This is a genomic window from Kitasatospora sp. NPDC127116 (assembly GCF_042677365.1).
Lineage (GTDB): Bacteria > Actinomycetota > Actinomycetes > Streptomycetales > Streptomycetaceae > Kitasatospora > Kitasatospora lactacystinica.
Genome location: NZ_JBHXTL010000010.1, coordinates 76120 through 97058, shown reverse-complemented (window position 1 = coordinate 97058; position 20939 = coordinate 76120). Strand labels below are relative to the sequence as shown.

Sequence of the window (20939 nt, the reverse complement as noted above, 5' to 3'; positions counted from 1 at the left end):
CCCTCTCAGGTGATGAACTGCTGGTGCCGCACGATGTCGGCCAGTTGCTCCTCGATGCCCTGCCGGGCGCCGTAGAGGGTGATGTTGGTCGTCGGACCGCCGCCGCCCGCAGCAGCCGCAGCCACCGGGGACGCAAGCTGCCGGGCCGGAATCAGCTCGCCGGCCGTCGGCCGGGCGGGGATGAGCTGCTGACCGAACATCCCGGCGACCTGGTCGAGGATCCGCAGGCTGCGTCCACGCTTGGCGCCGGCCAGGGGGATGTATGCCTCCCCGCCGGTCTCGGGCTCGGCCCACAGCCTCATCGCACCGGCGGGCGCGATCTGCGCGACGTGCCGCTCACTGCCGGACGCGAACGCCGTGATCCCGCCTGCGGCGTACCGCCGGATGCCGCCGTTGGCCCAGCCGACCGGCTGGTGCCTGTCGGCGTACTCCCTGTCGTAGCCGACGGAGACGGTGACGGTGCGGCCCTGGATGTTGTTGATGGCCTGCTGGATCCGCGCGGTCCCGTTGACGGCGTCGCCGCTCGGCACCGTGATCTTGACGTCCTTGCCGCCGGGCAGCTGGTCGACGGTGTAGCCGACGGCCCGCAGGTCCTGGATCGCCTCGGTGGACGGCGCCCGGATGGTGATGCTCTTCCCGGGAGGGACGTCCATCACCTTCGCCTTGACCTCCTGGAGGTCGGCGATGGTCTGCAGCGCGCCCGGATCGCTGACCTTGGTCGTCACGGCCGGCGGCACCTTGGCGTACGCCGAGGTCAGCGACTCGATCTGCTGCTGTGTCCACCCGGCCTGGGACATGACCCGCTTGAGGGCCTCGACGTCCTCGCCGAACACCGCGATCGCCTGCTCGCTCGACCCCGTCTGCTCCATGACGGCCTTGGCGTGCGCCTGGGCCGCCGAGGCGGCGTCCAGGAGGGCGGACTTGTTGTCGCGCCCCTTCGCTGTGTGGATGTCGAGTTCGAGCCCGTTCTCCTTGACCTTGTCCCGCAGGTCGGCGAGCGACGACTGCATCGCGATCGAGGCCTTGGTGGCCGAGATGTTCTTGCCGTTCAGGGTGTCGAGGCTGTCGGTCAGCTTCTCGACCGCACTGCGAGTGTCGGACAGGTCCTGGGCCGTGACCCGGGATGCGTCGCCGAGGCCCTTCGTTGCGGAGGATGCGCCGCCGGCCGCCTCCGCCTCGCGCTTCGCGGCCTCCACCGCGCCGGTGATCTCCGGTGACAGTCCCTTCATCGCGCCCTCGACGGAGCGCAGGCTCTTGGTCCACTCGGCCTCGCCGTGGCCCGCGTCGGTGGCCGCGCCCTCGACACCGTCGACCTGCCGCAGGTAGGTCTCCAGCACGCCGTTGACCCGGGAGACCGCGTCCGAGTTGCCGAGGATGGCGTCGGTGACGTCCGCGGTCGAGATGCCCAGGGCCTTGGCGGCCTTGAGGACTCCGTCGGTCTCCAGCTTGTGGGCCAGCCACGCCCGGACGTTGGCCCCGATTGCGTTCGAGTCTGCCTTGACGGCTTCGGTCAGGCCCTGGACTTCCTGCTTGACGTCGACCGTCGACAGGCCGAAGACGGCCAGCGCGGCGGACGCGACACCCAACGCGATGCCCCACGGCCCGAGCATGAAGCCGGTGAACCGGCCGGCGGCTCCGGCCAGGACCGGCATCGTCTCCGCCAGGGTGGCCAGCGATGCCTGGAAGGCGACGACCTTCGGCAGGATGAGCCCGATGCCGCCCGCAAGGAGCGCCAGCGCCCCGCCGATGCCGAACAGCGCGATGGTGGAGGTCTGCAGCCAACTCGGCAGCGAGGACCACGCGTTGACCAGATGGGTGACCCACTGGACCATGTCCCGCAGGACGCCGGTGGCCGCGGTGCCGCCGTTGATCAGCGCCACTTCAAGGCTGCCCGACAGCTGCTCGATGTCGCCGGCCAGGTTGTTCATCTGGGTGCCGGCCATGCGCGTGGCGGCGCCCTGGTCGTTCACCGCGTTCCGGTAGCGGTCGACGCCCGCGGAGCCGAGCTCGTACAGGATCGTTGCCGCGCGCACCGAGTCCGAGCCGAAGATGGTTGCCATCGCGGCGTTGCGCGCCTCGGGGGTGAGGTTGCTGAACGAGCTCTTCAGGTTGCCCGCCAGCTTCGTCAGGCCGACGAAGCTGCCGCCCGCGTCGTAGGCGCTGAAGCCGAGCTGGTCCATGATGCCCTTGGCCTCGTCCGATTGTGGCACCAGGCGCTGAAGCATCGTCTTGAGGGAGGTGCCGGCGTCGCTGCCGATCAACGCCCTGTCCGCGAAAGCGGACAGCACGCCGACGGTGTCCTCCAGGCTGAGCCCGGTCTGCTGGGCCAACAGGCCGCCCATGCGCAGGGATTCGCCCAATCCGTGCACGTCAGCGGCGGATTTGTTCGCGCCGGCGGCGAGCACATCGGCGATGTGGCTGACGTCCGAGCCCCTGAGCTTGAACGTGTTCATCGCCTGCGCGCTGATCGTCGCGGACTCGGCGAGGTCGAGCTGTCCCGCGGCGGCGAGAGCCAGCGAGCCCTTGAGCGCGCCGGAGAGGATGTCGTCCACCGACACGCCGGCCTTGGCCAACTCGGCCTCCGCGCTGGCGGCCTGGGACGCGGAGTAGGCGGTGTCACGGCCCGCGATGAGGGCTGCCTCGCGCAGCCTGCCCATCTGCTGCTCGGTCGCGTCCGCGACAGCCTCGACGCCGCTCATCGCCTTCTCGAACTTGGCGGCGGTGACGACGGCGGCGGCGAACATGCCCAGCATCAGCAGTCCGGAGGTGCGGACCGCGCTGAACGCCTTCTCGGTGCGGCCGCCCGTGGCCGCGACGTTCCCAAGCGCGGCGGCCTGGCTGGTGCCGGCTGCGGCCGAGGCGGTGGTGGCGGTCGCGAGCGCGGCCTCCTGGGCCACCACGGCCTCCGCGGCGGCCAGGCGCATCGCCAGCGAGTTCCGGATGCCGGCGGCCGAGGCGGCGGTGGCCTCCGACATACGGGTCTCGGCCGCAACCACCGTGGTGGACGTGGTCTGCGCCGAGGTGGCGATCTCGGCCATGGCGCGCGTGGAGAGCGAGGCCGCGCTGGCGAACGTCGCCGGGACCTCTTCGGCGGCGGCCGCCAGGCGACCGACGCTGACGGTGGTGGCGGCCATGGCCTCCTGGGTGGCCCGGCCGGTCGTGCGGGCCACGGCAGCGGTGCGCTCGAAGGACGCCTGCTCGGCCGTGGAGGCGCGTTGGAAGGCGTTCTGCTGCTCGGCCGCCGAGGCGGTCGCGGCCTGGGCGACCCGGCGGAAATCCTGCTCGGACTGCGCGGTCGCCCGGCGGGCGCTCGTATTGTCCACGCCCAGGCGGACGGTGACGCTGCGGTCGGTCACGGCGCCTCCTTCCGGTGGACGTGGACGTGGACGCCCGCGGGGTCGCCGCCGTCCTGCTGGAACCGGGTGGTGGTCGTCGAGGCGGTGGTGCAGGGGTGGCAGCGGATGAGCTCGGCCTCCCACCGGCCCTCGGTGTCGGGGCTGGTGGCCTCGCCGATCGGCTGGCCGCAGCCGCGGCAGGTCTCGTCCTCGACCGCGAGCAGGGCCAGCGCCCAGGCCCGGTCGGAGTCGGTCCACAGCGGCTCGCCCGGGCCGACCACACGGCCGAGGAACACGGACCTGGGAACTCCCCAGGCGCGGGCGGCTTCTACTTCTCGCCGCCAAGGCCCGCCACGGTCGCGGAGGCGAGAAGCGAGAAAGGGACGGCGGTGGCCACCGTGGTGTTGAGCTCCCACACCGCGCCGAAGAGCGCTTCCTGCTGGCCGTAGGTCAGCTTCTCGGCGAGCCGCTTGTACTGCTCGACCGTCATGGCCGGCTCGACGGCGCACGCCGCGACGGCGGCCGGGCCGAACGTGTCCGGGTTGAAAACCTGGCCGTCGCCACCGGGGTGGGCCGCTCGCAGGTCGGACCACGCCTGGTGGCCGAGCGCCCGGAACCGGAACTCGACCAGGTGCTCGGCCATCTCGGCGCGCAGGTCCTCCATGCGCTCGGCGATCGGCACGCGGGGACTCCCTGCGAGGGACTCACCGACCAGCGTGGCGGCATCGGTGAGCTGCCGCTCCAGGGCCTCGTACTCGCCCTGGAGCTCACCGGCCAGGCACAGCGGCACGGTGGTCTCGCGCAGGGTCGTGCCCTTGATGATGTCCTCGATGTCCGGCATCAGGCCACCAGCGCGTTCGTCGCGGGCTCGCTGGTGACGAACATCGGCGCCGTCCACTTCATGACCTCGTTGGCGGCGGTGGCCTTGTTCTGGCGCTCGCCGCACACCGTCGGGTAGACCTCGACCTGCTGGCCGGCGGCCCAGGCGGTGTCGTAGGGCAGGCCGCGGCGCACGACCATGAAGCCGCGGGCGCCCTTGACGAGGGTGCTGTAGGGCAGGTCCTCCTGGGTGGTGGTGCCGCGCTTGAGTACCAGCTCGTTGGCGAACTTCGTGCGGCCGGCCTCCTCGGTGTCGAAGGTGCTGGCGAGGTTGCCGGTGTCGACCGCCGCCGTGGTGGGGTCGGTCTTGAGGCCGTCCGGGGTGATGCGCTGGGTGAGGTCCTGGGCCGCGGTCAGCTCGGCGACCGCGGGCGCGTTGATGTTGGCGATGGACGCGGCCCAGGCCACGCGGACCTTGCCGTCGCCGATGAGGTCGGACATGTGCCCTCCCGGGGCGTGGGAATGCCCCGGCCGGATCGGCGCGGGGCAAGGGGGTGAGCGGGGCGGGTCAGATGCGGAGCAGGGCCACGGTGACGCTGGCGGTGGACGAGTAGGTGACCGCGCAGGACCCGTCGGTGCCGCCGGCCAGGAGGCTGGCCGGGAGCGGGCCGATCATCTTGTCGCCGGTGGTGGCGGGGACGGTGACGACGACGTCCGCGGCCGCCTGCCCGGCCACCTTGGCGGTCGAGGTCAGGGTGACCGTCATCGAGCCGGCGGCCGCGTTCTTGACGTGCAGGAACAGCCTGTCGCCACAGGGCACGGTCGTGGACGCGGCGGCGGGGCTGTAGGTCGGCGTGAGGCCGGTCAGGGACACGGCCTGGGGGACGAGCAGGGGCACGGTGGCCTCCTCAGGAGGTGATGGATCGGATGCGGTACTGCAGCGGCTGGTACCAGCAGGGCGGGGTGACGTCGTCGTCGCGCTGCAGCGGCGGACCGCCGACCGGCTCGGGCCGCCAGCACACCCGGCCGTCCACGACCAGGCCGCCGGCGAACGCCCGCCGGACGCGCACGGCCGTGCCGATCGCGCCGTCCGGGGTGGTGGCCACCGCGGTGGCCTGCAGCGGCAGGTCGAGGTCGGTGCGGTCGTCGGCGAGCGAGGCCGCGGTCTCGATGCCGGGCGACGGGTACAGCACCACGTACGCCTTGGGCAGGGTGGCGCCGGCGGGGGCGCCGCCGAGGTAGACCGCGACGCCGGTGGCCTCGATGGCGGCCTTCGCGGCGAGGACGTGCGGCAGGTCGTCGGGGACCGGGGCGTTCACAGCAGGCCCCGGGCGAGTTGCTCGACCGCGCCGAAGAACCGCGGCTCCTCGGCGGCCAGCGCGCGGCCGCCGTCGTTGTGCGGCGGGTTCTTGCTGCCGCCGTACTCCAGGAGGTTGCCGAGCGCCCCCTGAGCTGCCCCCTTGTCGGGGCCGATCACGACGAACGCGCCGCCGGGGCCGACGGTCGGCGGGTCGTAGGAGATGGATCGGGGGTAGTGGGGTGCGTACCGGCCGCTGCTGGCGCGGGCGTTGGCCGCCCAGTCGCGCTTGATGTTCAGCGCGCCCTTGGCCAGGACCTGCCGGGTCTGCCGGTCCATCTCGGCGCCGGCCCGGGCGAGGTAGTCGGCGATGGCCTCCAGGCCGCTCACGTCCGCGCTCATGACCGGTCCTCCGTCTCCAGCCGCCAGGCCGTCGCCGTCGCGGACTCGCTCACGCTGGTGACCCACAGCGTCATGCCGACCAGCCGCGGATCCGGGGACACGTCCACGAGCACCTGGTCGCCGGCCACGACCCGGTCCACCGCGAGCGGCATCGCCGACCACGGCAGCGCGACCTGATACCGCCGCAGCACTACCTGCCGCTGCCCGGCCTCGATGCCCTGGTCCTGGGCGACGATCGGTTTGACCCGGGCCGGGCCGCTGTACAGCACCCGGGCGTCCGGCTGGCCGGTGGCGCCCGTCGCCGGGTCGTAGACGTCCTGGCCGGGCCGCACCAGGCGCACGGTGTCCAGCATCAGCGCCTCGTGGGCCGCCCGGCCGGCGGCCAGCAGAGGGAAGATGGCCATCAGCGGCTCCCCGTCATCCAGGCCTCGGGCGTACCGAGGGCCGCTTCGAGGGCCTCGAGTTCTCCGGGCAGCAGGTCGCCGGCCGCGGTGATGGCCTCGGTGGCGAACGTCCTGCTGTAGTCGTCGATCTGCTCGGACCGCAGCAGCCCGTCGGCGCCGGCCGGGGTGGCGCCGAACCGCGAGGCGACCGCGCAGGTCAGCTCGACGACGCCGTCCGGGACGGTGGTGTAGCCGCGGGTGTAGACGACTTCGACCTGTCCGGTGCCGCACGGGACGGTGAGCCGGTCGCCGTCCCAGCACCACCAGGGCAGGGCCGAGGTGGCGCCGGTGCAGTCGACGGCGACGACCGATGCCACGGCGGTGACCGGAGGTCCGGGAAGGGTCACGGTGCCGTCGTGCGCCGGGAGTCGGACGGTGGAGGTGCTGGAGGTGATCGGCTGGCCGGCTGCCCGCCGGATGCGGGCGGAGGCTCTCGCGAGGAGGGCGTCCGCGGCCTGGGGCGGGAGGCTGTAGCCGTAGACGGTGGCGTCGGCCTGGGTGGCGAGTGGGGGCAGGCTCATGCTCGCCTCCTACTCGGCGCCGTATGCCTCGATCAGGTCGTTCTTGGTCATGCCGTCGGCCTCGTCAGGATCGGCGCCCTGAGCTACGGCCCAGCCAACCCAGAGCGCCTTCGGGTCGGTCTTCGCCGGCTGCTTGGTCGGCGTGGACGGGACGTCGTCGTCGCCTTCGGTGTACGGGCTTCCGTCCTCGCTGACGCGCTGCAGCTGGCCGGTGGCGAGGCGGTGGGCGATCGCCTCGTGCAGCGGCAGGTCCATCGCGATGACCGCGCCGCCCTCGCCGCGGACGTGGATGGTGTCGGGCATCAGGTGTTCCTCGGGACGCGGAAGGCGGTGGCGGTCATCGCGACGGAGGTCTCGATGACGAGGGAGCCGTCGCTCTGGAGGAAGCGGCCGGACTCGAACGGGCCGATCCACTGGGTGGCGGAGTTGGCGACGGTGACGGGCAGGTCGCCGAGGCCAGCGGCCAGGGCGGGCGGGTAGGCGCCGGCCTTGATGGTGGCGGTGCCGGAGCCGCCGGAGGCGTTCGACAGGCGCAGGAGGGTCAGCTCGGGGGCGGCCTTGGCGATCTGGCCGCCGTTTCCGGCGCCGGAGGTGAGTGCGGTGCCGGCCGGGTCGGCGAGACTGCTGTTGGGCAGGAGGCTGCTGTAGGGCAGGGCGGTGCGGGCCATGGGTCAGGTCTCCGATCAGGCGGCGGGGTCGATGTAGGCGCAGGCGAGCATGTCGGGCCGGACGAGCTTGGCGCCGTACACGGCCAGGCCCTTGATCGCGTCGGAGAAGCTCGACTCCGGCCGGTAGGCCTCGGTCTTGACGATCTGGTCGGCGAAGGTGATCGCGGCGTTGACGCCCGCCTGGATGACCTGGGTGTCGCCGGACGGCACCGGGACGTTGTTGGACTCGTAGATGTCGAAGCCGGCGGCCCGGCCGACGAAGCCGTTGCGCAGGGCGTCCGGCGTGCCGGACTCGTTGGCCTTGATGAAGCGCGGGTCGAGCAGCAGGGACGCCATGAACTCCGGCGAGACGACTAGGTACCGGCCCTGGGTGGTGACGTTGGCCTTGGCGAGTTTGGTCCGCAGGGGGACCAGGACCTTGTCGTAGGCGTCGGTCGGCGTGGTGTAGATGTTGATCGGGGCGCCGGTGGAGCCGATGACGTTCGCGGCCTGGATGCCGGTGTAGAAGCTCGCGATGTACTGGTCCTGGACGTCGGCCATCTTGTAGGCGGCCCGGGACATGGCTTCGGTCATGACGTCGCCCTTGGCCTGCCGCTTGTCGACGTCGTCGACCTTGAACGCCCAGTACTTCTGCTGGTCAACCACCAGGGTCCGCTGAGCGTCGGTGAGCTCCTCGGGGGTGATGGTCGTGGAGTTCGGCACGTAGGTGCCGATGGTCGGGTCGCTGATCGAGGTGATGCGGACGGTGTCGCCCGCGTCGGAGATGTCGCCCTCGTAGTCCCGGTTGATGACCTGGGGGCCGCCGTAGACGAGGGCCTTGCGGGAGGCGACGAGGAGCTTGGCGCTCCAGATCTCGGGCTTGAATCGGGTGATGGCCACTGGTGTGGGTCCTCTCGGTTAGGAGCCCATGTAGTCGCGCAGCTGACCCTTGCGGTGAGCCTCGTCGATCTGCTCGGGCGTCATCTTCTTGACGTCGGCCTCGGTGAGCTGTCGGGGGCCGGTGGGCGCCTTGCGCGCGCCGCCGTCCCCGGTGCCTTCGAACCGGGGCTTGGTGCTGCCGGCCGTTGCGGCCAGGTAGGGCTTGGACTTGAGGAGGTCGGCGATCGCGTCGGCGATCTCGTCCTCGTCGACCTGGCCGTCCTCGTCGACCTCGAACTTGTCGAGGTCGAGGAAGCGCAGGGCGTCGCGGGGGTCGGACAGCTTGCCTGCGGCGGCTGCGCGGACCTCGGAACGCAGGATCCGCTCGTTGGCCCGGGCGGTGGCGGCGGTGGTCGCGTCGCGGCGGATCTGGTCCGGGTCGGGGCCGCCGTCGCCCTGCTTCGCAGCGGCGAGTTCGGCCTCCAGGTCGGCGGCGCGCTTCTCGGCGACCCGGCGGCGGTCGGCCTCGGCCTTGCGGCGGGCCTTCTCCGCGGCCAGGGCCTTCGTCCCGGCGTCGCCGAGCGGCTCGTCGTCCGGCTCGTCGTCGCCGTCGTCCGGGCTGTCGTCGTCCGGCTCGTCGACGGGGTCATCGTCCCCGTCACCGGGGGCGCCTCCGAGGATGGGCCAGATCGGCTGGAACCGGTGCTCGCCCGGGCGGGGCTTGCGCCAGCCGAGCGCGATCAGGCCCGTGATCGGGTGGACGGGCAGCTCGGCTGCGGACAGAAGAGGGTCAGTGGAGTCAGGCATGTCGGTATCTCCCGTTGCGGGCGCAGGTGCCACGCGTTGCGCGCGGCCAAGGGGTTCGTGCGAAGCTGACGTCATGTGGAACTTCCAGCCGGACCCCGTTCGGGGCTGGCATGCCATCTGTGCCACCGGGTACCGGGCCTGGTTCGCCACCGAGGGGAAGGCGCGGCGGTTTGCCGCGGCCCGGCCCGGTGGTGTGCCTCGCCCCGAATCGGTGAAGGACAAGAGTCAGACGATGTAGCCGTGCCGGTACAGCAGCTGGATCGCCTCGTCGCGGGTGCTGGCCAGCCGGTAGATCGCCTCCGGCGTCAGTCGGCGCACCTGCTGCCCGCGGGCCCCGGCTTCGCGCAGGCGCCGGCCTGCGAGGCTGCGGCGCGAGGTGCCGAACGAGGTCGTGGTGACCTGCTGGCCCGTGCCGGTGCGCGCGAGGCGCCCCCGGTGGGTGACGCCGTTCTCCACCCAGGACCCGGTCGTGGCCACGCCGCGGCGGGCGTTGACCACTTGCCTGATGTCGGCGCCGTCGCGGATGGCTTGCGCACCGTGGACAGTGAAGGCCCGGTTCTGCTGGGCGGCGGTCAGCGAGTCGAAGTACACCCGGGGGTTCAGCGTCGGCACCTTGGGGCGGTGCCTGCCGCGGCCGGCGACCGGGACGTGCGTGCAGTGGCAGTGCGGGTGCCTCTGGAACCCCTTGTTGTAGGCGTACCGGACCCCGGCGAGCACTGCACACCGCCCGCACGCCCCGCCGGAGATCATGCGGACGTAGCCGCTCAGGGCCCGGTCCGCCGTGATGCCGACGCCGTCGGCGGCCCGGCCCGCGTCGGCGACCTCGGTGTCCACGAGCATGCGGAGCTTGCGCTCGCCGACCGCCATCGCCTCCGAGGTGCTCGCGCCGGAGGCGATGGCCTCCTTGCTGTCGATCACGGGCAGGTACAACAGGCTGGCCAGGTCCCGGCCGTCCGAGGCGTACCCGGCGAACGCCTGGGCGACCACGGCCCCGGCCGGCTCGGGCCGGGCGCCCTGCAGCGCGGCCGAACGCTCGGTGTAGGCCTGAGCGCTGGCGGCGGACGCCGTCTGCCCTGCAGACACCACGGCCAGCAGCCGGGGCGCCAGCTGGGCCCAGGAGCCGGTGAGGTCCCGGCTGTCGAGGGTGCGCCACTCGCGCACCGCTCCCAGAACCGCAGCGGCGGCCACGCGGCGGCGCGCGACGAGGTGCCGCCCGGCGAGCTCCACGAGGTCCACGGCTCACCCCGCCGGCGAGGGCCCGGTCGGTACCCCGGACGGTGCCGTCGGCTGGGCGCCTTGGGCCTGCTGGGCGCTGTTCATCAGCGCCGACACCGGGTCCAGAGCGGCCTCCTGCTCGCGCATGGCCATCAAGTCCGCGACCTCGGTCGGTGTGAGGCCGTACCGCAGGGCGAGGTACTCGAAGGGGAACCCGATCTGCTTCAACTTCAGCAGGCTGTCGGTGAGCTGGGCCATCGACCGGGACTCGGCGTCCGCCCACATCACCGTGCCGCCCGCCAACACCCGGGCCTTGGCTGTCTCGCCACGGGCAAGGGCGATCAGCTGGAACACCTCGCGCAGAGCCTGCCCGTACCAGAGCTGCTTCTGCTGCACCTTCTTGACCTGGCCGGTCTCCGCCGCGATCAGCGCGTCGCCGGACAGGTTCGCCATCTTGCCGATGAGGTAGTGCTGCGGGGTGCGGGTCTGGGCAGCGATGTGGCCGACGGCGACCTCGATGACCTTGGTGTACGCCTCAAGGTTCGCGGCGGGCCACGAGTCGATGGCCGCTTTCTCGCTGGAGAGCCACAGCACCTTGTCGACGGCGAACTTGTCGAGCGGCACCGGCCGACTGCCGATCACCTGGCCGTTCTGGTCGAGGATCGGTGTCTTGGGCGTCTGCGCGCCGCGGATGACCCGCTGCGGAAAGGACGCGGCGTCGGAGGCGGTGAACAGCTGGGACCAGGTCAGGTTGACGGCGTCCTGCATGGCGATCACGCCGGACACGTCGCTGATCGGGTCGGACGCCAGCAGCGGCCGGTTTGGCAGCTCCACCAGGGGCACCACGCCCATGGGGTTCGGCTGCGGGTTCGGCTCGTCACCGGAGTTGCGCAGCTGCCAGGACTTCTCCAGTTCCTCGGCCTGGGAGAGGTTCGCGGACTTGCGCTCCTCGGCGCCGTGCGCGCGCTTGAGCTTCCAGACCTCGTCCTTGAGGTACAGGGTGGCGTACTCGCAGAAGCCGTCCTGCCAGGTTTTCAGGCCGGCCCGGCGGCACCGGCGACTGCCCGGTTCGTACTGAACGACGGCCTGGGTGGCGTCCTCGAAGGTGACGACCGGGGTGTCCGGGTCGTCCGGGTCGCCCCAGACGAGGCAGAACGCCCGGGCGGCCAGCCCGGCGCCGAGGAAGCCGAGCTGGGAGTCGGCGTCGAGGCCGTTGCGCTGCCACACGCCCCACAGTTCGTCGTCGGCGCTCACCTGCCCGGCCGCCTTCACGCCGACGACGGCGAGCCGCTCGACCGGGGCCTCCGCCACCGGTGCGACCCAGTTGTCGGAGAATCCCTTGTACGTCTTCTCGAAGTAGGCCCGGTACTGGTCGGTGGCGAACCGCAGCGGCACCCTGCCCTTGAAGTAGTTCTGGGCCGTTCGCGCAGTACCGCTCCGGTGCTGCAGCTCGGCCAGCAGGACATCGGCCAGGGCGCCGGCCTGTTCCAGGGTCAGTCCCACGATGCACCTCCTCTCACGCGGTCCACACCCACTCGTCGTCGTCCCGGCCGAGACCGGCCTTGATGGCGTCGCCCGCCGCCTCGCGGGCCAGGATCGAGCACACCGCGAGGTCGATCTTCTGCGTCGTGCTGGCCTTGCGGAGCACGTACTTGCCGCCGGGCCGGGCGGCCTTGCGGGCGTTGCCGACGTGCGCGGCGGTGGTCTCGCAGCCGTCGTGCCGGAAGCCGGTGTCCACCTTCGTGACGTCGGTCAGCAGCCGCTCGGCTGCGGCATGCATCTGCGTGATCCGGTTGGTGTGCCAGCGAATCACGCGCTGGTCGCCGTACTTCTCGGACCACGTGTCGACCTCGGTCTCCCAGTAGGGCGGGTCGAAGTAGCCGCGGACGACGTCGTACGTGGTCATCACCTCGTCCAACGCCGCGGCGACCTCCAGCCGCGGGACCTGGCCGCCCCAGTCGGCCGGGTCCCAGATCGTCGGCCGCCGGTCCGGCCCGTAGGTGGGGGTGAACTGATAGCCGTCGAGCGTCTCGGCGCGCAGGCCGGTCCAGTCGTCGAGGTCCGAGCCGTCGAAGCCGAGCACGACCCGGGCCCGGGCGGGGACGATGCGCGGTTGCGCGAGGGTCTCCCACACGGCCCGCTCCAGCCAGGTGCCGGTGCCGGCCGTGATCCTGTTGCCGAAGAAGCGTTCGGCCTGGGCCAGGTCCTTCTCGATCAGCTCGGCGGCCTCGGCCTCGATGGCGTCGAGGTCGACCCAGCCGCCGGGCTTCTTCGCCGAGTCGCCGTAGACGACCCGGTGGATCTTGCGCCGGTCCGCCTTGAGCTTGTACTTCAGGTGCGGGTCGGCGAGCCGGTGGTCCCGGTAGATGTCGCGCACCCGGGATTCCGCCGTGCGCTGGGCCACCGAATCCTCGCTGGGGTCCCAGGAGTTGGTGGTCTCGATCGAGCGGCCGCCCATGCCGGCCAGGCCGCGGCGCTGTGTCTCGGCGACCTGCACCATGCCGGAGGCCACCGTCCACAGGCCGGTCTCGTCCTGCACCACGAAGGTGACGCGCTGACCGAGCCGGGTGCGGGCGCGGGAGGTGACCGGGTCGATCCGGCCGCCGCCCGGCAGGTTGATCCGGGTGTCGCCGGTGTCCGGGATCAGGTCGGCGAGCGGCCCCAGCTCGATCATCGGCTGCAGCGCGGCGTAGACGTTGGCGGTCTGGTCCTCGCTGTTGGCCGCGATCTGAATCAGCGGGGTTGGCCACGGTCGGCCGACCGGCTCGCCGTTCGCGTCCCAGCCGTCGAACAGCACCGGGCCGACGGCCTCGGCAGAGATCAGGGACGCGCTGAACGGACCCTTGCCCCACTTCTGCGGCCTCACCAACTGCGAGCGGCGGTGGGCGAACGCTGGCGCGCGCTGGCCGGGCTGGGCGTCGAGCTTCAGCCGGTAGTGGTGGGCGAGGAAGCGCCACATCTCGTCGGTGAGCCGGTACGGCTCGCCCGCCCGGTCGCCGTCCGGGATGACGCAGTGCTCCTCGATCCACTCGCCGACCGACCAGCCGAGGGTGGGGAACTCGCCGGGGTACTCAGCCCCCCGCCAGGCCATCGGGGTTGCTCTCACCGCGCGCCGCCGGATTCGCCGCCATCTTCAGCTCACTGCGGCGGATGGTGGCCTCGATCTCCCGCCAGTCCGGGCGACCGAAGAAGCTCGGCAGCCTGATGGTGACGAAGTTCCGCAGGCCGTCAACGCTGCTGGCCCGCCCGGCATAGAGAGCACGGCGCCGGGTGATCCCATGCTCGTGCGCCCAGGCGAGGGCCTCGTCGTAGGTGCCCGCGCAGATGACGTAAAGCATCACGTACCCCCTGCGGCCGCGTTCGGGTCGATCACCTTGAGGCGCTGGCGGGCGCTGGCCGGCCGCGTCCGGGCCGTCCGGTCCTGCCGCTGCTCGGCGACCTCGTCCTCGGCGACCTCCCACCGCAGCCGCAGCATCGCGAGTGGGTTGAGGCCGAGGCGGTCGGCCAGCTGCCGGGCCTCCTTGGCGGCGTCCATGTCGCCCTGCTCCGCCTTGGCCTTCCACCGGACGTACTGGGCGACCTCACGGGTCCAGCCGAGGCGCTCCCAGGCGGCCGCCTGCGGGGTGGCCCACAGCTCGGTCCACAGCTCGGCCTCGACCCGGCGGGCGGCATCCAGTTGGGCGGAGACGATGTTCAGTTCGGAGCGGGCCGCGTCGAGCTTGCGCTGGGCGGCGGCGCGCGGGCGGCCCTTGAGCGTGGGCTCCAGGAGCTGCAGTTCGAGCTCGTCGACCGTGCGCTGGGCGGTATCGCGCTGGGTCGTCATCACGATGTCGTCGAGCAGGGGCCAGCGCGGCACCTCGCCGGTACGGCCGCCTGCAGGCAGCTTGGTCGTCGCGTGCGTGGCGTTGCGCCGCCGCCGTTCGGCCCCCGGCTTCGGCGCCGGGCCCATGCCTGCCATGTCGCCTCCCCGGGTGTGCCGTTGCAGCACGGTGCAACCGGAGCCGTTGCGGCCCGGCCTGGTGTCACGGTGCGTCACTTGACGCTCGGTTCTGGGACTCCCAGACCCGTACAGACTGCGAGCTGCCTCCCCCGCGGGTCCCTGGAAGATCAGACCGGGGGTCACCCCCCAGGGGTCATGACGGACCGTAGTCAGTCACTCTGCGGAGTCGGTCGCTCACAGTGTCCTCGCTGGGGTGTCGCGCGTACTGCTGGTGAGTGTCGCCGTCACTACGAGGCCGTCAGCCATGCCGCTCGGCTACAGGCTGTGCCCGTTGTGGGTCAGGTGCTGGCTGTCCGTGTCCACCTGCTGGGTCGGCTGGGCCTGGACGAGCGGGACCAGCAGGAATCGCTTCCCGCTGTCACTCATCGTGGTCACGTCGATCAGGCGGCCAGCCCGAGGCGGCAGCACGCACCCGTCGGGCCCATGGTCCGGGTCGACAAGCAGGCCGGGCGTGACGGTGCCGCCGGTGGCGAGCGCCTGCTGCATCTGGTCGGTGGTGAGCGTGTGCTCCTCGGCTACCACCTGGCCGCCGTCGGGCAGCTTGCGAATGTCATGGTGGGTCATCACGGCTTCTCCGCCTGCCTCTCGGTGAGTACGGCGGCGAGGTGAAGCACGGCCTGGAGCAGGCCGGCGGTGGCGATGGCCTGGGCCTTGGCGGACCAGGCCATCATCACGTCGGTGGGCGTCGGCCCGGTGGGGATCTGGCGGAGTGCGAGTGCGGCCTGGTCAAGGTTGCACTGGGCCAGGGCCCGGTAGTCCTCGCTCATGCGTTCCATCCTCCTGGCTGGTGCTGTGCGGTCTCGCGGCTGTGGCAGCTGTGGCAGAGGCCGCGGCCGTGCTGCGGGTCGTCGGGGTCGTGGCCGGCGGCGACGAGCTCGCGGCGGGAGAGGGGCCAGTGGTCGGCGTGCTGGCTGGGCTGGCCGCAGGGTTGGCCGTGTCCGTGGTCCTGCACGGTACACACGCACGCCGGATCGCGGCCGAGGACGCCGGGGCGGAAGCGGGTGCGGTGCTGCTGTCCGTAGCCGCGTTGGGTACGGGTGCCGCGGGCGCGTTCGGCCTCGGCCCGATGTGCGGGGCAGCGGCCGCTGTCGGTCAGCTCGGGACAGCCGGCCACGCTGCAGACGGTGAGTGCTCTGCGTCTGGCCACGGGTGATCACCTGCCCTACGCTGAGCCGCCTCATTGGGGAGGAAGCGTGGACGACGAGTTGACGCCGCGGGATGTCCGCGAGCAGCAGAAGCGGCGGAAGGACAATGCCCAGGCGGCACTGGGGTGCGGGGTGCTCGTGCTCTTCGTGCTGCTCTGGTACTCGGCGTCCGGGGGCGGCGGGGATGATGCGGCCGCGCCGTCGTACCCAGTGGTCTCGTCGACCCTCACGGGGCGGGCCACTCTGGCGCCGGTGCAGGGGGTGCCTGCTGGCGGGGCGCACGAGCGCCTCGTCACGCGGACGTTGATCAGCCCGTGGCCGTTCACGGTGGAGTCGGGGACGTTGCGGTGCCGATCGGGGCAGGCGGTGACGTTCGAGGCGGGCGGGCGGGAGTACGGGGTGAACGGTACTGCGCAGGCCAGGTACCCGAAGCTGCTGCCGATCTGGGCCGACGATCCGGTGCTCGGCAACGGGTTGAAGGTGGACATCAGCTCGATGCTCAACGCGGGGCTCGCATTGTGCTGAGCGGGAAAGCCAAACGGCCCCGGGGGCGTCACCACCGGGGCCGTGCGGGCCTTTCGGTACCCGCTCCGTCGCCTCATCCGGTTGCACCCTGACGCGGGGAGAGCGGAGACGCGAGACGGAACTCTATGGGGAATGGCGAAGGCCCCGCAGCTGCTGCTCGGCCGCGGGGCCTTCGGAAAGTTCTGTGTCCGGGCACGCCGAACTTGGGGCCCAGTGTGGATCACCGGGGCCTGGCGCGTCAAGCGCCGGCCATGCCGGTGTGCAACTTGGCGAACGGGTCGCCGCCCGGGATCGGGTTGGCGGCTTCGTACTCGGTCCAGAGTAGCTGCTTCGCGGCGAAGAAGCCGTCGTCTGTAGGGGTGCTGCCAGCCCACGCGCCCTGTGTCTGGGCGAGCAGGGCGTCGGCCCGGTCTCGGGCGAGGCCGAGGCAGGCCGCGTGGTCGCGGAGCCGTTCCAGCTGGGCGGCGCGGTGAGCGGCGTTGTGGATGGCGTTGTCGTACCCGGTCGGCGTCATGCACTCACCTTGGCACAGGGGGCGTGACGGAGTTGGGCGATTCGGGTGGGGTGGCGCCCGATGGTGCGGGCGATGAGCTCGCGGGCGACTCCGCCAGCGTCGAGGCGGCGGATGAGGTGGTTGCGGTCGGTGCCGGCCTGGCGGGCTTCGGCGGCGCGTTGGGCGGCGCGGGCGAGCCACGGGAGCGCGCTCACGTCGAGCGGTCCGTCGCCGGTGGGGATGGGTTGCCAGTCCGTGAGGACACTCACGGAGCGGGCGAGGTGGTGCTGGGCGTCGGCGTTGCCGAGGTGGCACTCGGGGGCGGCGCTGAGGATGATCCGGCTGGGCCCGGGCTGCGGGGTGATGAGGTGCGTGAGCTCGGTGCGGCCGTCCGTGAGGGTGTTCACGGAGCCGATGGCGTAGGTGTAGTGGCCGGGCTGGCCGGTGCCGCCGGGGGCGCTGAGCTCGACGGTCACGGTGGTGGTGTCGCCGGGGTGGTGCTGGATGGCCCAGATGGTGGCGTGGCCGTGGATGGTCCAGGGGCCGGCGATGCCGTGCAGTTCGGCGGCGTGCCAGGCGCCGATGGTGAGGGGGCTCATGTGATGGTCTCCGGTGGGTGAGGGCACTCACAAACGGTGCGTGAGCGCCCTCACGGTGGGTGGGTTCAGGCGGCGTCGAGGCCGTCGAGGCCGTCAAGGAGGGCGAACATGCTGGCGTGGGTGCCACAGCGGTCGCACTGGATGCGGGGGTCGCCCTGGCCGGTGAGCATCTCAAGGTTGCCGCCGCAGCCGCAGGTGACGCGGATGCGGGTGCGCGTGGCCTCCTGCTCGCCGAGGGTGCGGTCGAGACGGCGGCAGACGTTGGCGGCGATGAGGCCGATGCGGGCGCGCTGCTGGTCGGACAGCGGTCGGAACGGGCCGTCGTCGCCTGCGATGCGGGCGGCGAGCCAGGCCGCGGCCCGCATACCGTCCCGGTGGGCCATGTTGAACCGCCACCGCCGTACGTCGTTGACGTCCTTGAGGCCGGCCAGGGCGAGCGAGCGGGCGACGTCGTCGTTCGGGCTGGCCGAGGGGAACCGGGTGGTGAACGCGGGCCTCTGCACCGTGCTGGCGATCTCGTCGGCGAGGGTGAGGAGTTCGGCCTCCAGCTCGGTGATGGTGTCGAGCACGCTGACGCGGAGCGGGGCGGGGCGCTCGCCGGGGGCGACCGCGGTGCGCTCGGCGCGCTCAACCGCGGCGGCCTGGTCGGCGGCGGCCAGGGCCTCTTCGTCGTCCTGGGCGTGCTGGAGGCCCATGATCGGCGGCCAAGTGCGCGGGGTGGAGGCCTCGAGGAGCTCGCGCAGCACGGGCCACTGAGCGGCGATGTGGGTGAGGTCGGTGTGGGCGGTGCTCATGGTGGCTCCTGGGCGTTGGGTGGTGCGGTGGTGGGCGCGGGTGGCCGGGTTACAGCTGCTGGAACTCGGCGGTGATGAGGCGGATGAACTCGGCGTCGACCCGGTCCTGTTCGGCCTGGGCGCGGTCGGCTTCGGTGTGCTCGCCGCGGATGGTGCCGAGCCAGTAGATGCCGATGAGGGATGCCGGGCCGCCGAGGGCGAGGACGACCAGGGCGGTCACCGGCGGCGTCGCTCGGCGCGGTTGGTCGCGCGTTTCTTCGTGGGCGGGGCCGCGGGGGCGGCGGCGTCGAGGACGGCCTGTGCGGCTGCAGCCCAGGCGTGCTGGATGGTGCGGCCGAGCTGGTCCCAGGTGGGCATGGGACGGCCGGTGTGGGTGAGGCCGCCGGTCGCGGCGCCGTAGGCGTGGTAGGCGATCTGGGCGGGGGTGTCCATGGCGTCTTCGGTCGGGGCCGGGACCGGGGGCGGGGTCGGCTGGTTGTGGAGTTGGATGGCCTGGTCGACGGTGCGCACGCCGAGGGCGGCGGTCGCCCGGCGGAGGATGCTGTGGACGGTGCTGGCGGCGCGTCCGAGTCGTGCGGCGATGATGCGGACGGGGTAGCCCTGGGCGGCGTACCGAAGGACGTCGGCCTCGCGCTGGGTGAGGGGGCGGGTCACTGCTCCCCGCCGTCCTGGCCCAGCACCGTGCGGAGGTTGATGGTGTCCCGGCACTTGACGGTCACCTCGTACGAGATGACGACCTCGTCATCGCCGATGGTGACGGTCAGCGCGTCGTCGGGCAGCATCCGGTTGGGATCGACGGCGAAGTCGCGACGGTAGTCGGCCTGGGCCGCGCGCCAGGCCTTGCCGAGGTCGGCGCCGACGGCGGGGGTGGGCAGGACATGAGCAACGCGGCGGATGGTCATCTCGCGGCGGGTGTGGACGGTCATGGTGCTCCTTCGGGTGGGGCCTGCCGTTGGTGGGCGGCAGGCCGGGGCGGGTGGGTCAGCTCTGGCTGGCGATCAGGTGCCAGGCCGGCTCGGGGTGGTCGGCGTAGTCGAGTTCCAGGCAGGCGTGGTGCAGGCGCGCATTGCGTTCGTCCTGTCCGGCCGGGTCGAAGGGGGTGACGGTCTCGGTCTCGCCCATGTCGGCGTCGGCGTAGTCGGTGCAGAGGTAGGTGGTGTGGCGGTCGTACGGGCCGGCGGAGGCGTGTCCGATGCCGTCGTGGTGGTTGAGGACGCTGTCGCGGAGTTCCTCGCCCTGCCAGCCGGCGGCGTCGTGGTCGTCGGGGAGGGGGATGCCGTACAGCAGGACGGCGGAGTTCCAGATGCCCATGGCGGTGGTCTCCTCGGGGGTTGGGCCGCCCGCAGGGTGCGGGCGGACGTCAGCGGGTGTCAGCGGTGGGCGGCGGTCCAGCAGGTGGGGCAGATGTCCCGGCCGCCGGGGCGCTGATGCCAGCCGGCCTCTCGATGGATGGTCCGGACCTCGGCGGCGGTCGACGAGTACGGCAGGTGGGTGGCGGCACCGCACTCCTTGGGGCCGTCGCAGCGGATCTCGACGTAGGTGGCGACGCTCACGCCTACTCGCCGTCGGGGTCGACAAGCTGGAGGCCGAGGGCCTCGCGGTGCTCGGGGCCGAGGAAGAGTGCGACGGGGTGTCCGTCGTCGGTCTTGCAGCACACGATGGTCGGCTCGGTGGGGTCGGTGGGGTGAATGACCATGCGGTCCCAGAGGGTGACGATCGGGTCCGTGGCGAGCTGTTGGGCGGCGGCCTGTTCGCGGAGTTCGGCGCCGTGCTGGAGGAAGTGCTGAATCATCTGCGGGTCGAAGTCAGCGCCGTGGGTGGTGGTCATCTCGGCGATGTTGTCGGCGGCCTGTCGGTAGCCAGCGGCCTTGGCGGCGGCCAGCTCGGCCTTCAGCTGCCGGACCCGGGCGAGGAGCTGCTCGACGTCCCGGTGGGCGTTGAGGACGAAGTCGCGGTCGGCGTCGGCCTGGTCGCCGTCGCCGAAGTCGAGGCGGCCGATGGGGATGTTGGCGGCGCCGGGGACTCCGTGCTCGCCGAGTCCGGCGTATGCCTCGTAGAGGTCGGTGAGTTCGTCGGAGCAGACCTCGACGATGGCGTCCGCGACATCGACGGCGTTGAAGCCCTCGGGGCAGCGGTCGATGAAGCGCTGGACGATGCCCTGCACGGCGGTGTGCATCTCGTCGAGGGCCTCGCGGATGCGGTCGTGCTCGGCGTCGTGGTTGTCAGCGGGGTGTTGGTCGTGCCTCCACCAACCGCCGGTCGGACAGTCGATCCAGTGGATGGCGGTGTGACAGGTGGTGCACGTGGCGGGCTGGGTCTGGTTCATCGGGTGGGCTCCTCGGAGGTGAGCGCGCAGGTGATCTGGTCGTCGTCGGCGTTGCGGAGGGCGTCGGGCCAGTCGACGTAGTCGTTGGCCGCGCGGGCGTCGGCGTACCGGTTCCAGCAGGTACCGCAGAGCGGGGTGGGGGCGTGTCCCCAGGCGGGGCTGGCGGGGTGGACGACGCGGCGCTGCTGGCAGCGAGCGCACCGGGCCTCGACGGCGGTGTTGATGGGCTGGTGGATGCGTATGGTCTGCGGTCCGGATCGGGCGGTGAGGAGGGTGCCGGTGCCGTCGGCGAGGGTGGCGGTGCCGATGCGGACGGGGGTGTCGTCGTCGAGGCGGTCGAGCCAGGCGCGGAGGGCGGGGAGGTCGGTGGCGGGGATGGTGTGGGTCCAGGGGCCGCCGGCGGTGGGGGTGTAGCGCGGGGGCTGGTCGGGGGTGGTGGACTGGAGGGCGGGGCCGAGGACGTCGTGGTGGGTGGTGGTGAGGGTGATGGGGCCGGCCTGGCGGAGGAGCCAGGCGAGCTCGGCGGCGAGGAGGGTGGTGCGGCCGGGGAGGGCGGTCATCGGGGGTCCTCAACTGGTTGCGGTGCGGGGGCGGTGGGGGCGCAGCAGGGGACATTCCGGTACCCCGGGGCAGGGGGGGGGTTATTAAGGGGGGGGGGTGACGGCCGTGGTGTTGGTGTCCCAGGGGGCGGT

The 20939-nt window shown here is 72.2% G+C and carries 32 protein-coding genes; 1 reads left to right on the top strand and 31 read right to left on the bottom strand.

Annotation, left to right across the window (positions count from 1 at the left end; translation table 11 throughout):
• Window positions 1–5: 5 nt before the first annotated feature.
• The 21 genes from ACFVHV_RS06790 to ACFVHV_RS06690 all read right to left on the bottom strand — a co-directional run bounded on the left by ACFVHV_RS06790 (window position 6) and on the right by ACFVHV_RS06690 (window position 15512).
• A complete protein-coding gene (locus ACFVHV_RS06790) occupies window positions 6–3356 on the bottom strand; it encodes a phage tail tape measure protein (protein ID WP_380349284.1) in 3351 nt (1116 codons plus the stop codon).
• Window positions 3353–3631 (bottom strand): hypothetical protein, encoded by a 279-nt coding sequence (locus tag ACFVHV_RS06785; protein ID WP_380349282.1) that lies wholly within the window; start codon window positions 3629–3631, stop codon window positions 3353–3355. Before ACFVHV_RS06785 ends, ACFVHV_RS06790 begins: the two co-directional genes overlap by 4 nt.
• A 32-nt stretch (window positions 3632–3663) precedes the next feature.
• Window positions 3664–4176: a hypothetical protein gene (locus ACFVHV_RS06780; RefSeq protein WP_380349280.1), complete on the bottom strand. Its 513-nt coding sequence runs from the start codon at window positions 4174–4176 to the stop codon at window positions 3664–3666.
• Window positions 4176–4655: a hypothetical protein gene (locus ACFVHV_RS06775; protein WP_380349278.1), complete on the bottom strand. Its 480-nt coding sequence runs from the start codon at window positions 4653–4655 to the stop codon at window positions 4176–4178. Before ACFVHV_RS06775 ends, ACFVHV_RS06780 begins: the two co-directional genes overlap by 1 nt.
• A gap of 67 nt (window positions 4656–4722) precedes the next feature.
• Entirely contained in the window at window positions 4723–5052 is a 330-nt protein-coding gene (locus ACFVHV_RS06770; protein ID WP_380349276.1) for a hypothetical protein, read from the bottom strand.
• Window positions 5053–5062: 10 nt separating this feature from the next.
• Entirely contained in the window at window positions 5063–5473 is a 411-nt protein-coding gene (locus tag ACFVHV_RS06765) for a hypothetical protein (protein ID WP_380349274.1), read from the bottom strand.
• A complete protein-coding gene (locus tag ACFVHV_RS06760) occupies window positions 5470–5853 on the bottom strand; it encodes a hypothetical protein (RefSeq protein WP_380349272.1) in 384 nt (127 codons plus the stop codon). Before ACFVHV_RS06760 ends, ACFVHV_RS06765 begins: the two co-directional genes overlap by 4 nt.
• Window positions 5850–6257, bottom strand: a complete 408-nt coding sequence (locus tag ACFVHV_RS06755) for a DUF6093 family protein (protein ID WP_380349270.1) — start codon at window positions 6255–6257, stop codon at window positions 5850–5852. The genes ACFVHV_RS06760 and ACFVHV_RS06755 overlap by 4 nt, the downstream gene beginning before the upstream one ends.
• Complete coding sequence (locus tag ACFVHV_RS06750) at window positions 6257–6817, bottom strand: hypothetical protein (RefSeq protein ID WP_380349268.1); 561 nt, start codon at window positions 6815–6817, stop codon at window positions 6257–6259. The genes ACFVHV_RS06755 and ACFVHV_RS06750 overlap by 1 nt, the downstream gene beginning before the upstream one ends.
• A gap of 9 nt (window positions 6818–6826) precedes the next feature.
• Window positions 6827–7120, bottom strand: a complete 294-nt coding sequence (locus ACFVHV_RS06745; RefSeq protein ID WP_380349266.1) for a hypothetical protein — start codon at window positions 7118–7120, stop codon at window positions 6827–6829.
• A complete protein-coding gene (locus ACFVHV_RS06740; protein WP_380349264.1) occupies window positions 7120–7485 on the bottom strand; it encodes a hypothetical protein in 366 nt (121 codons plus the stop codon). Before ACFVHV_RS06740 ends, ACFVHV_RS06745 begins: the two co-directional genes overlap by 1 nt.
• Before the next feature lie 15 nt (window positions 7486–7500).
• The gene (locus tag ACFVHV_RS06735; protein ID WP_380349262.1) at window positions 7501–8364 is read right to left on the bottom strand and encodes a P22 coat protein - protein 5 domain protein; all 864 of its coding nucleotides are present in this window, start codon (window positions 8362–8364) and stop codon (window positions 7501–7503) included.
• An 18-nt stretch (window positions 8365–8382) separates the two neighbouring features.
• Window positions 8383–9150, bottom strand: coding sequence for a hypothetical protein (locus ACFVHV_RS06730; RefSeq protein ID WP_380349260.1), 768 nt, complete (start codon window positions 9148–9150; stop codon window positions 8383–8385).
• A 225-nt stretch (window positions 9151–9375) separates the two neighbouring features.
• Window positions 9376–10386 (bottom strand): hypothetical protein, encoded by a 1011-nt coding sequence (locus tag ACFVHV_RS06725; protein ID WP_380349258.1) that lies wholly within the window; start codon window positions 10384–10386, stop codon window positions 9376–9378.
• A gap of 3 nt (window positions 10387–10389) precedes the next feature.
• A complete protein-coding gene (locus ACFVHV_RS06720) occupies window positions 10390–11868 on the bottom strand; it encodes a phage portal protein (RefSeq protein ID WP_380349256.1) in 1479 nt (492 codons plus the stop codon).
• 13 nt (window positions 11869–11881) lie between these two features.
• Window positions 11882–13456, bottom strand: coding sequence for a hypothetical protein (locus ACFVHV_RS06715; protein WP_380349254.1), 1575 nt, complete (start codon window positions 13454–13456; stop codon window positions 11882–11884).
• Window positions 13437–13703: a hypothetical protein gene (locus tag ACFVHV_RS06710; RefSeq protein ID WP_380349252.1), complete on the bottom strand. Its 267-nt coding sequence runs from the start codon at window positions 13701–13703 to the stop codon at window positions 13437–13439. Before ACFVHV_RS06710 ends, ACFVHV_RS06715 begins: the two co-directional genes overlap by 20 nt.
• The gene (locus ACFVHV_RS06705) at window positions 13703–14323 is read right to left on the bottom strand and encodes a hypothetical protein (RefSeq protein WP_380349250.1); all 621 of its coding nucleotides are present in this window, start codon (window positions 14321–14323) and stop codon (window positions 13703–13705) included. Before ACFVHV_RS06705 ends, ACFVHV_RS06710 begins: the two co-directional genes overlap by 1 nt.
• A gap of 297 nt (window positions 14324–14620) precedes the next feature.
• Window positions 14621–14932, bottom strand: coding sequence for a hypothetical protein (locus ACFVHV_RS06700; protein ID WP_380349248.1), 312 nt, complete (start codon window positions 14930–14932; stop codon window positions 14621–14623).
• The gene (locus ACFVHV_RS06695) at window positions 14929–15132 is read right to left on the bottom strand and encodes a hypothetical protein (protein ID WP_380349246.1); all 204 of its coding nucleotides are present in this window, start codon (window positions 15130–15132) and stop codon (window positions 14929–14931) included. The genes ACFVHV_RS06700 and ACFVHV_RS06695 overlap by 4 nt, the downstream gene beginning before the upstream one ends.
• Complete coding sequence (locus ACFVHV_RS06690; RefSeq protein WP_380349244.1) at window positions 15129–15512, bottom strand: holin; 384 nt, start codon at window positions 15510–15512, stop codon at window positions 15129–15131. The genes ACFVHV_RS06695 and ACFVHV_RS06690 overlap by 4 nt, the downstream gene beginning before the upstream one ends.
• A 46-nt stretch (window positions 15513–15558) precedes the next feature.
• Between ACFVHV_RS06690 and ACFVHV_RS06685 the strand changes: the two genes are divergently transcribed.
• A complete protein-coding gene (locus ACFVHV_RS06685) occupies window positions 15559–16035 on the top strand; it encodes a DUF2511 domain-containing protein (protein ID WP_380349242.1) in 477 nt (158 codons plus the stop codon).
• 238 nt (window positions 16036–16273) lie between these two features.
• On the opposite strand, the gene ACFVHV_RS06680 is transcribed toward ACFVHV_RS06685, so the two are convergent.
• The 10 genes from ACFVHV_RS06680 to ACFVHV_RS06635 all read right to left on the bottom strand — a co-directional run bounded on the left by ACFVHV_RS06680 (window position 16274) and on the right by ACFVHV_RS06635 (window position 20807).
• Window positions 16274–16549 carry a hypothetical protein gene (locus ACFVHV_RS06680; RefSeq protein WP_380349240.1) on the bottom strand — a complete coding sequence of 92 codons (276 nt, stop codon included), beginning with the start codon at window positions 16547–16549 and terminating at the stop codon, window positions 16274–16276.
• Window positions 16546–17127 carry a hypothetical protein gene (locus ACFVHV_RS06675; RefSeq protein WP_380349238.1) on the bottom strand — a complete coding sequence of 194 codons (582 nt, stop codon included), beginning with the start codon at window positions 17125–17127 and terminating at the stop codon, window positions 16546–16548. Before ACFVHV_RS06675 ends, ACFVHV_RS06680 begins: the two co-directional genes overlap by 4 nt.
• A gap of 65 nt (window positions 17128–17192) precedes the next feature.
• The gene (locus ACFVHV_RS06670; RefSeq protein ID WP_380349237.1) at window positions 17193–17921 is read right to left on the bottom strand and encodes a hypothetical protein; all 729 of its coding nucleotides are present in this window, start codon (window positions 17919–17921) and stop codon (window positions 17193–17195) included.
• A 49-nt stretch (window positions 17922–17970) separates the two neighbouring features.
• A complete protein-coding gene (locus ACFVHV_RS06665; RefSeq protein ID WP_380349235.1) occupies window positions 17971–18141 on the bottom strand; it encodes a hypothetical protein in 171 nt (56 codons plus the stop codon).
• Window positions 18138–18575, bottom strand: a complete 438-nt coding sequence (locus tag ACFVHV_RS06660; protein ID WP_380349233.1) for a helix-turn-helix transcriptional regulator — start codon at window positions 18573–18575, stop codon at window positions 18138–18140. The genes ACFVHV_RS06665 and ACFVHV_RS06660 overlap by 4 nt, the downstream gene beginning before the upstream one ends.
• Window positions 18572–18847 carry a hypothetical protein gene (locus ACFVHV_RS06655; protein WP_380349231.1) on the bottom strand — a complete coding sequence of 92 codons (276 nt, stop codon included), beginning with the start codon at window positions 18845–18847 and terminating at the stop codon, window positions 18572–18574. Before ACFVHV_RS06655 ends, ACFVHV_RS06660 begins: the two co-directional genes overlap by 4 nt.
• Before the next feature lie 55 nt (window positions 18848–18902).
• On the bottom strand, window positions 18903–19232 hold the full coding sequence (locus ACFVHV_RS06650; protein WP_380349229.1) for a hypothetical protein: 330 nt from the start codon (window positions 19230–19232) through the stop codon (window positions 18903–18905).
• Window positions 19233–19291: 59 nt separating this feature from the next.
• Window positions 19292–19474 (bottom strand): hypothetical protein, encoded by a 183-nt coding sequence (locus ACFVHV_RS06645; RefSeq protein ID WP_380349227.1) that lies wholly within the window; start codon window positions 19472–19474, stop codon window positions 19292–19294.
• 2 nt (window positions 19475–19476) lie between these two features.
• Entirely contained in the window at window positions 19477–20247 is a 771-nt protein-coding gene (locus ACFVHV_RS06640; protein ID WP_380349226.1) for a hypothetical protein, read from the bottom strand.
• On the bottom strand, window positions 20244–20807 hold the full coding sequence (locus ACFVHV_RS06635; protein ID WP_380349224.1) for a hypothetical protein: 564 nt from the start codon (window positions 20805–20807) through the stop codon (window positions 20244–20246). Before ACFVHV_RS06635 ends, ACFVHV_RS06640 begins: the two co-directional genes overlap by 4 nt.
• Between the last annotated feature and the right edge of the window lie 132 nt (window positions 20808–20939).

Coding starts and splice junctions, on each gene's coding strand:
- ACFVHV_RS06780 (WP_380349280.1), bottom strand. CDS start 4,176: ATGCCGGACATCGAGGACATCATCAAGGGCACGACCCTGCGCGAGACC.
- ACFVHV_RS06775 (WP_380349278.1), bottom strand. CDS start 4,655: ATGTCCGACCTCATCGGCGACGGCAAGGTCCGCGTGGCCTGGGCCGCG.
- ACFVHV_RS06760 (WP_380349272.1), bottom strand. CDS start 5,853: ATGAGCGCGGACGTGAGCGGCCTGGAGGCCATCGCCGACTACCTCGCC.
- ACFVHV_RS06755 (WP_380349270.1), bottom strand. CDS start 6,257: ATGGCCATCTTCCCTCTGCTGGCCGCCGGCCGGGCGGCCCACGAGGCG.
- ACFVHV_RS06750 (WP_380349268.1), bottom strand. CDS start 6,817: ATGAGCCTGCCCCCACTCGCCACCCAGGCCGACGCCACCGTCTACGGC.
- ACFVHV_RS06745 (WP_380349266.1), bottom strand. CDS start 7,120: ATGCCCGACACCATCCACGTCCGCGGCGAGGGCGGCGCGGTCATCGCG.
- ACFVHV_RS06740 (WP_380349264.1), bottom strand. CDS start 7,485: ATGGCCCGCACCGCCCTGCCCTACAGCAGCCTCCTGCCCAACAGCAGT.
- ACFVHV_RS06730 (WP_380349260.1), bottom strand. CDS start 9,150: ATGCCTGACTCCACTGACCCTCTTCTGTCCGCAGCCGAGCTGCCCGTC.
- ACFVHV_RS06715 (WP_380349254.1), bottom strand. CDS start 13,456: ATGGCCTGGCGGGGGGCTGAGTACCCCGGCGAGTTCCCCACCCTCGGC.
- ACFVHV_RS06710 (WP_380349252.1), bottom strand. CDS start 13,703: ATGCTTTACGTCATCTGCGCGGGCACCTACGACGAGGCCCTCGCCTGG.
- ACFVHV_RS06705 (WP_380349250.1), bottom strand. CDS start 14,323: ATGGCAGGCATGGGCCCGGCGCCGAAGCCGGGGGCCGAACGGCGGCGG.
- ACFVHV_RS06695 (WP_380349246.1), bottom strand. CDS start 15,132: ATGAGCGAGGACTACCGGGCCCTGGCCCAGTGCAACCTTGACCAGGCC.
- ACFVHV_RS06680 (WP_380349240.1), bottom strand. CDS start 16,549: ATGACGCCGACCGGGTACGACAACGCCATCCACAACGCCGCTCACCGC.
- ACFVHV_RS06675 (WP_380349238.1), bottom strand. CDS start 17,127: ATGAGCCCCCTCACCATCGGCGCCTGGCACGCCGCCGAACTGCACGGC.
- ACFVHV_RS06670 (WP_380349237.1), bottom strand. CDS start 17,921: ATGAGCACCGCCCACACCGACCTCACCCACATCGCCGCTCAGTGGCCC.
- ACFVHV_RS06655 (WP_380349231.1), bottom strand. CDS start 18,847: ATGACCGTCCACACCCGCCGCGAGATGACCATCCGCCGCGTTGCTCAT.
- ACFVHV_RS06650 (WP_380349229.1), bottom strand. CDS start 19,232: ATGGGCATCTGGAACTCCGCCGTCCTGCTGTACGGCATCCCCCTCCCC.
- ACFVHV_RS06640 (WP_380349226.1), bottom strand. CDS start 20,247: ATGAACCAGACCCAGCCCGCCACGTGCACCACCTGTCACACCGCCATC.
- ACFVHV_RS06635 (WP_380349224.1), bottom strand. CDS start 20,807: ATGACCGCCCTCCCCGGCCGCACCACCCTCCTCGCCGCCGAGCTCGCC.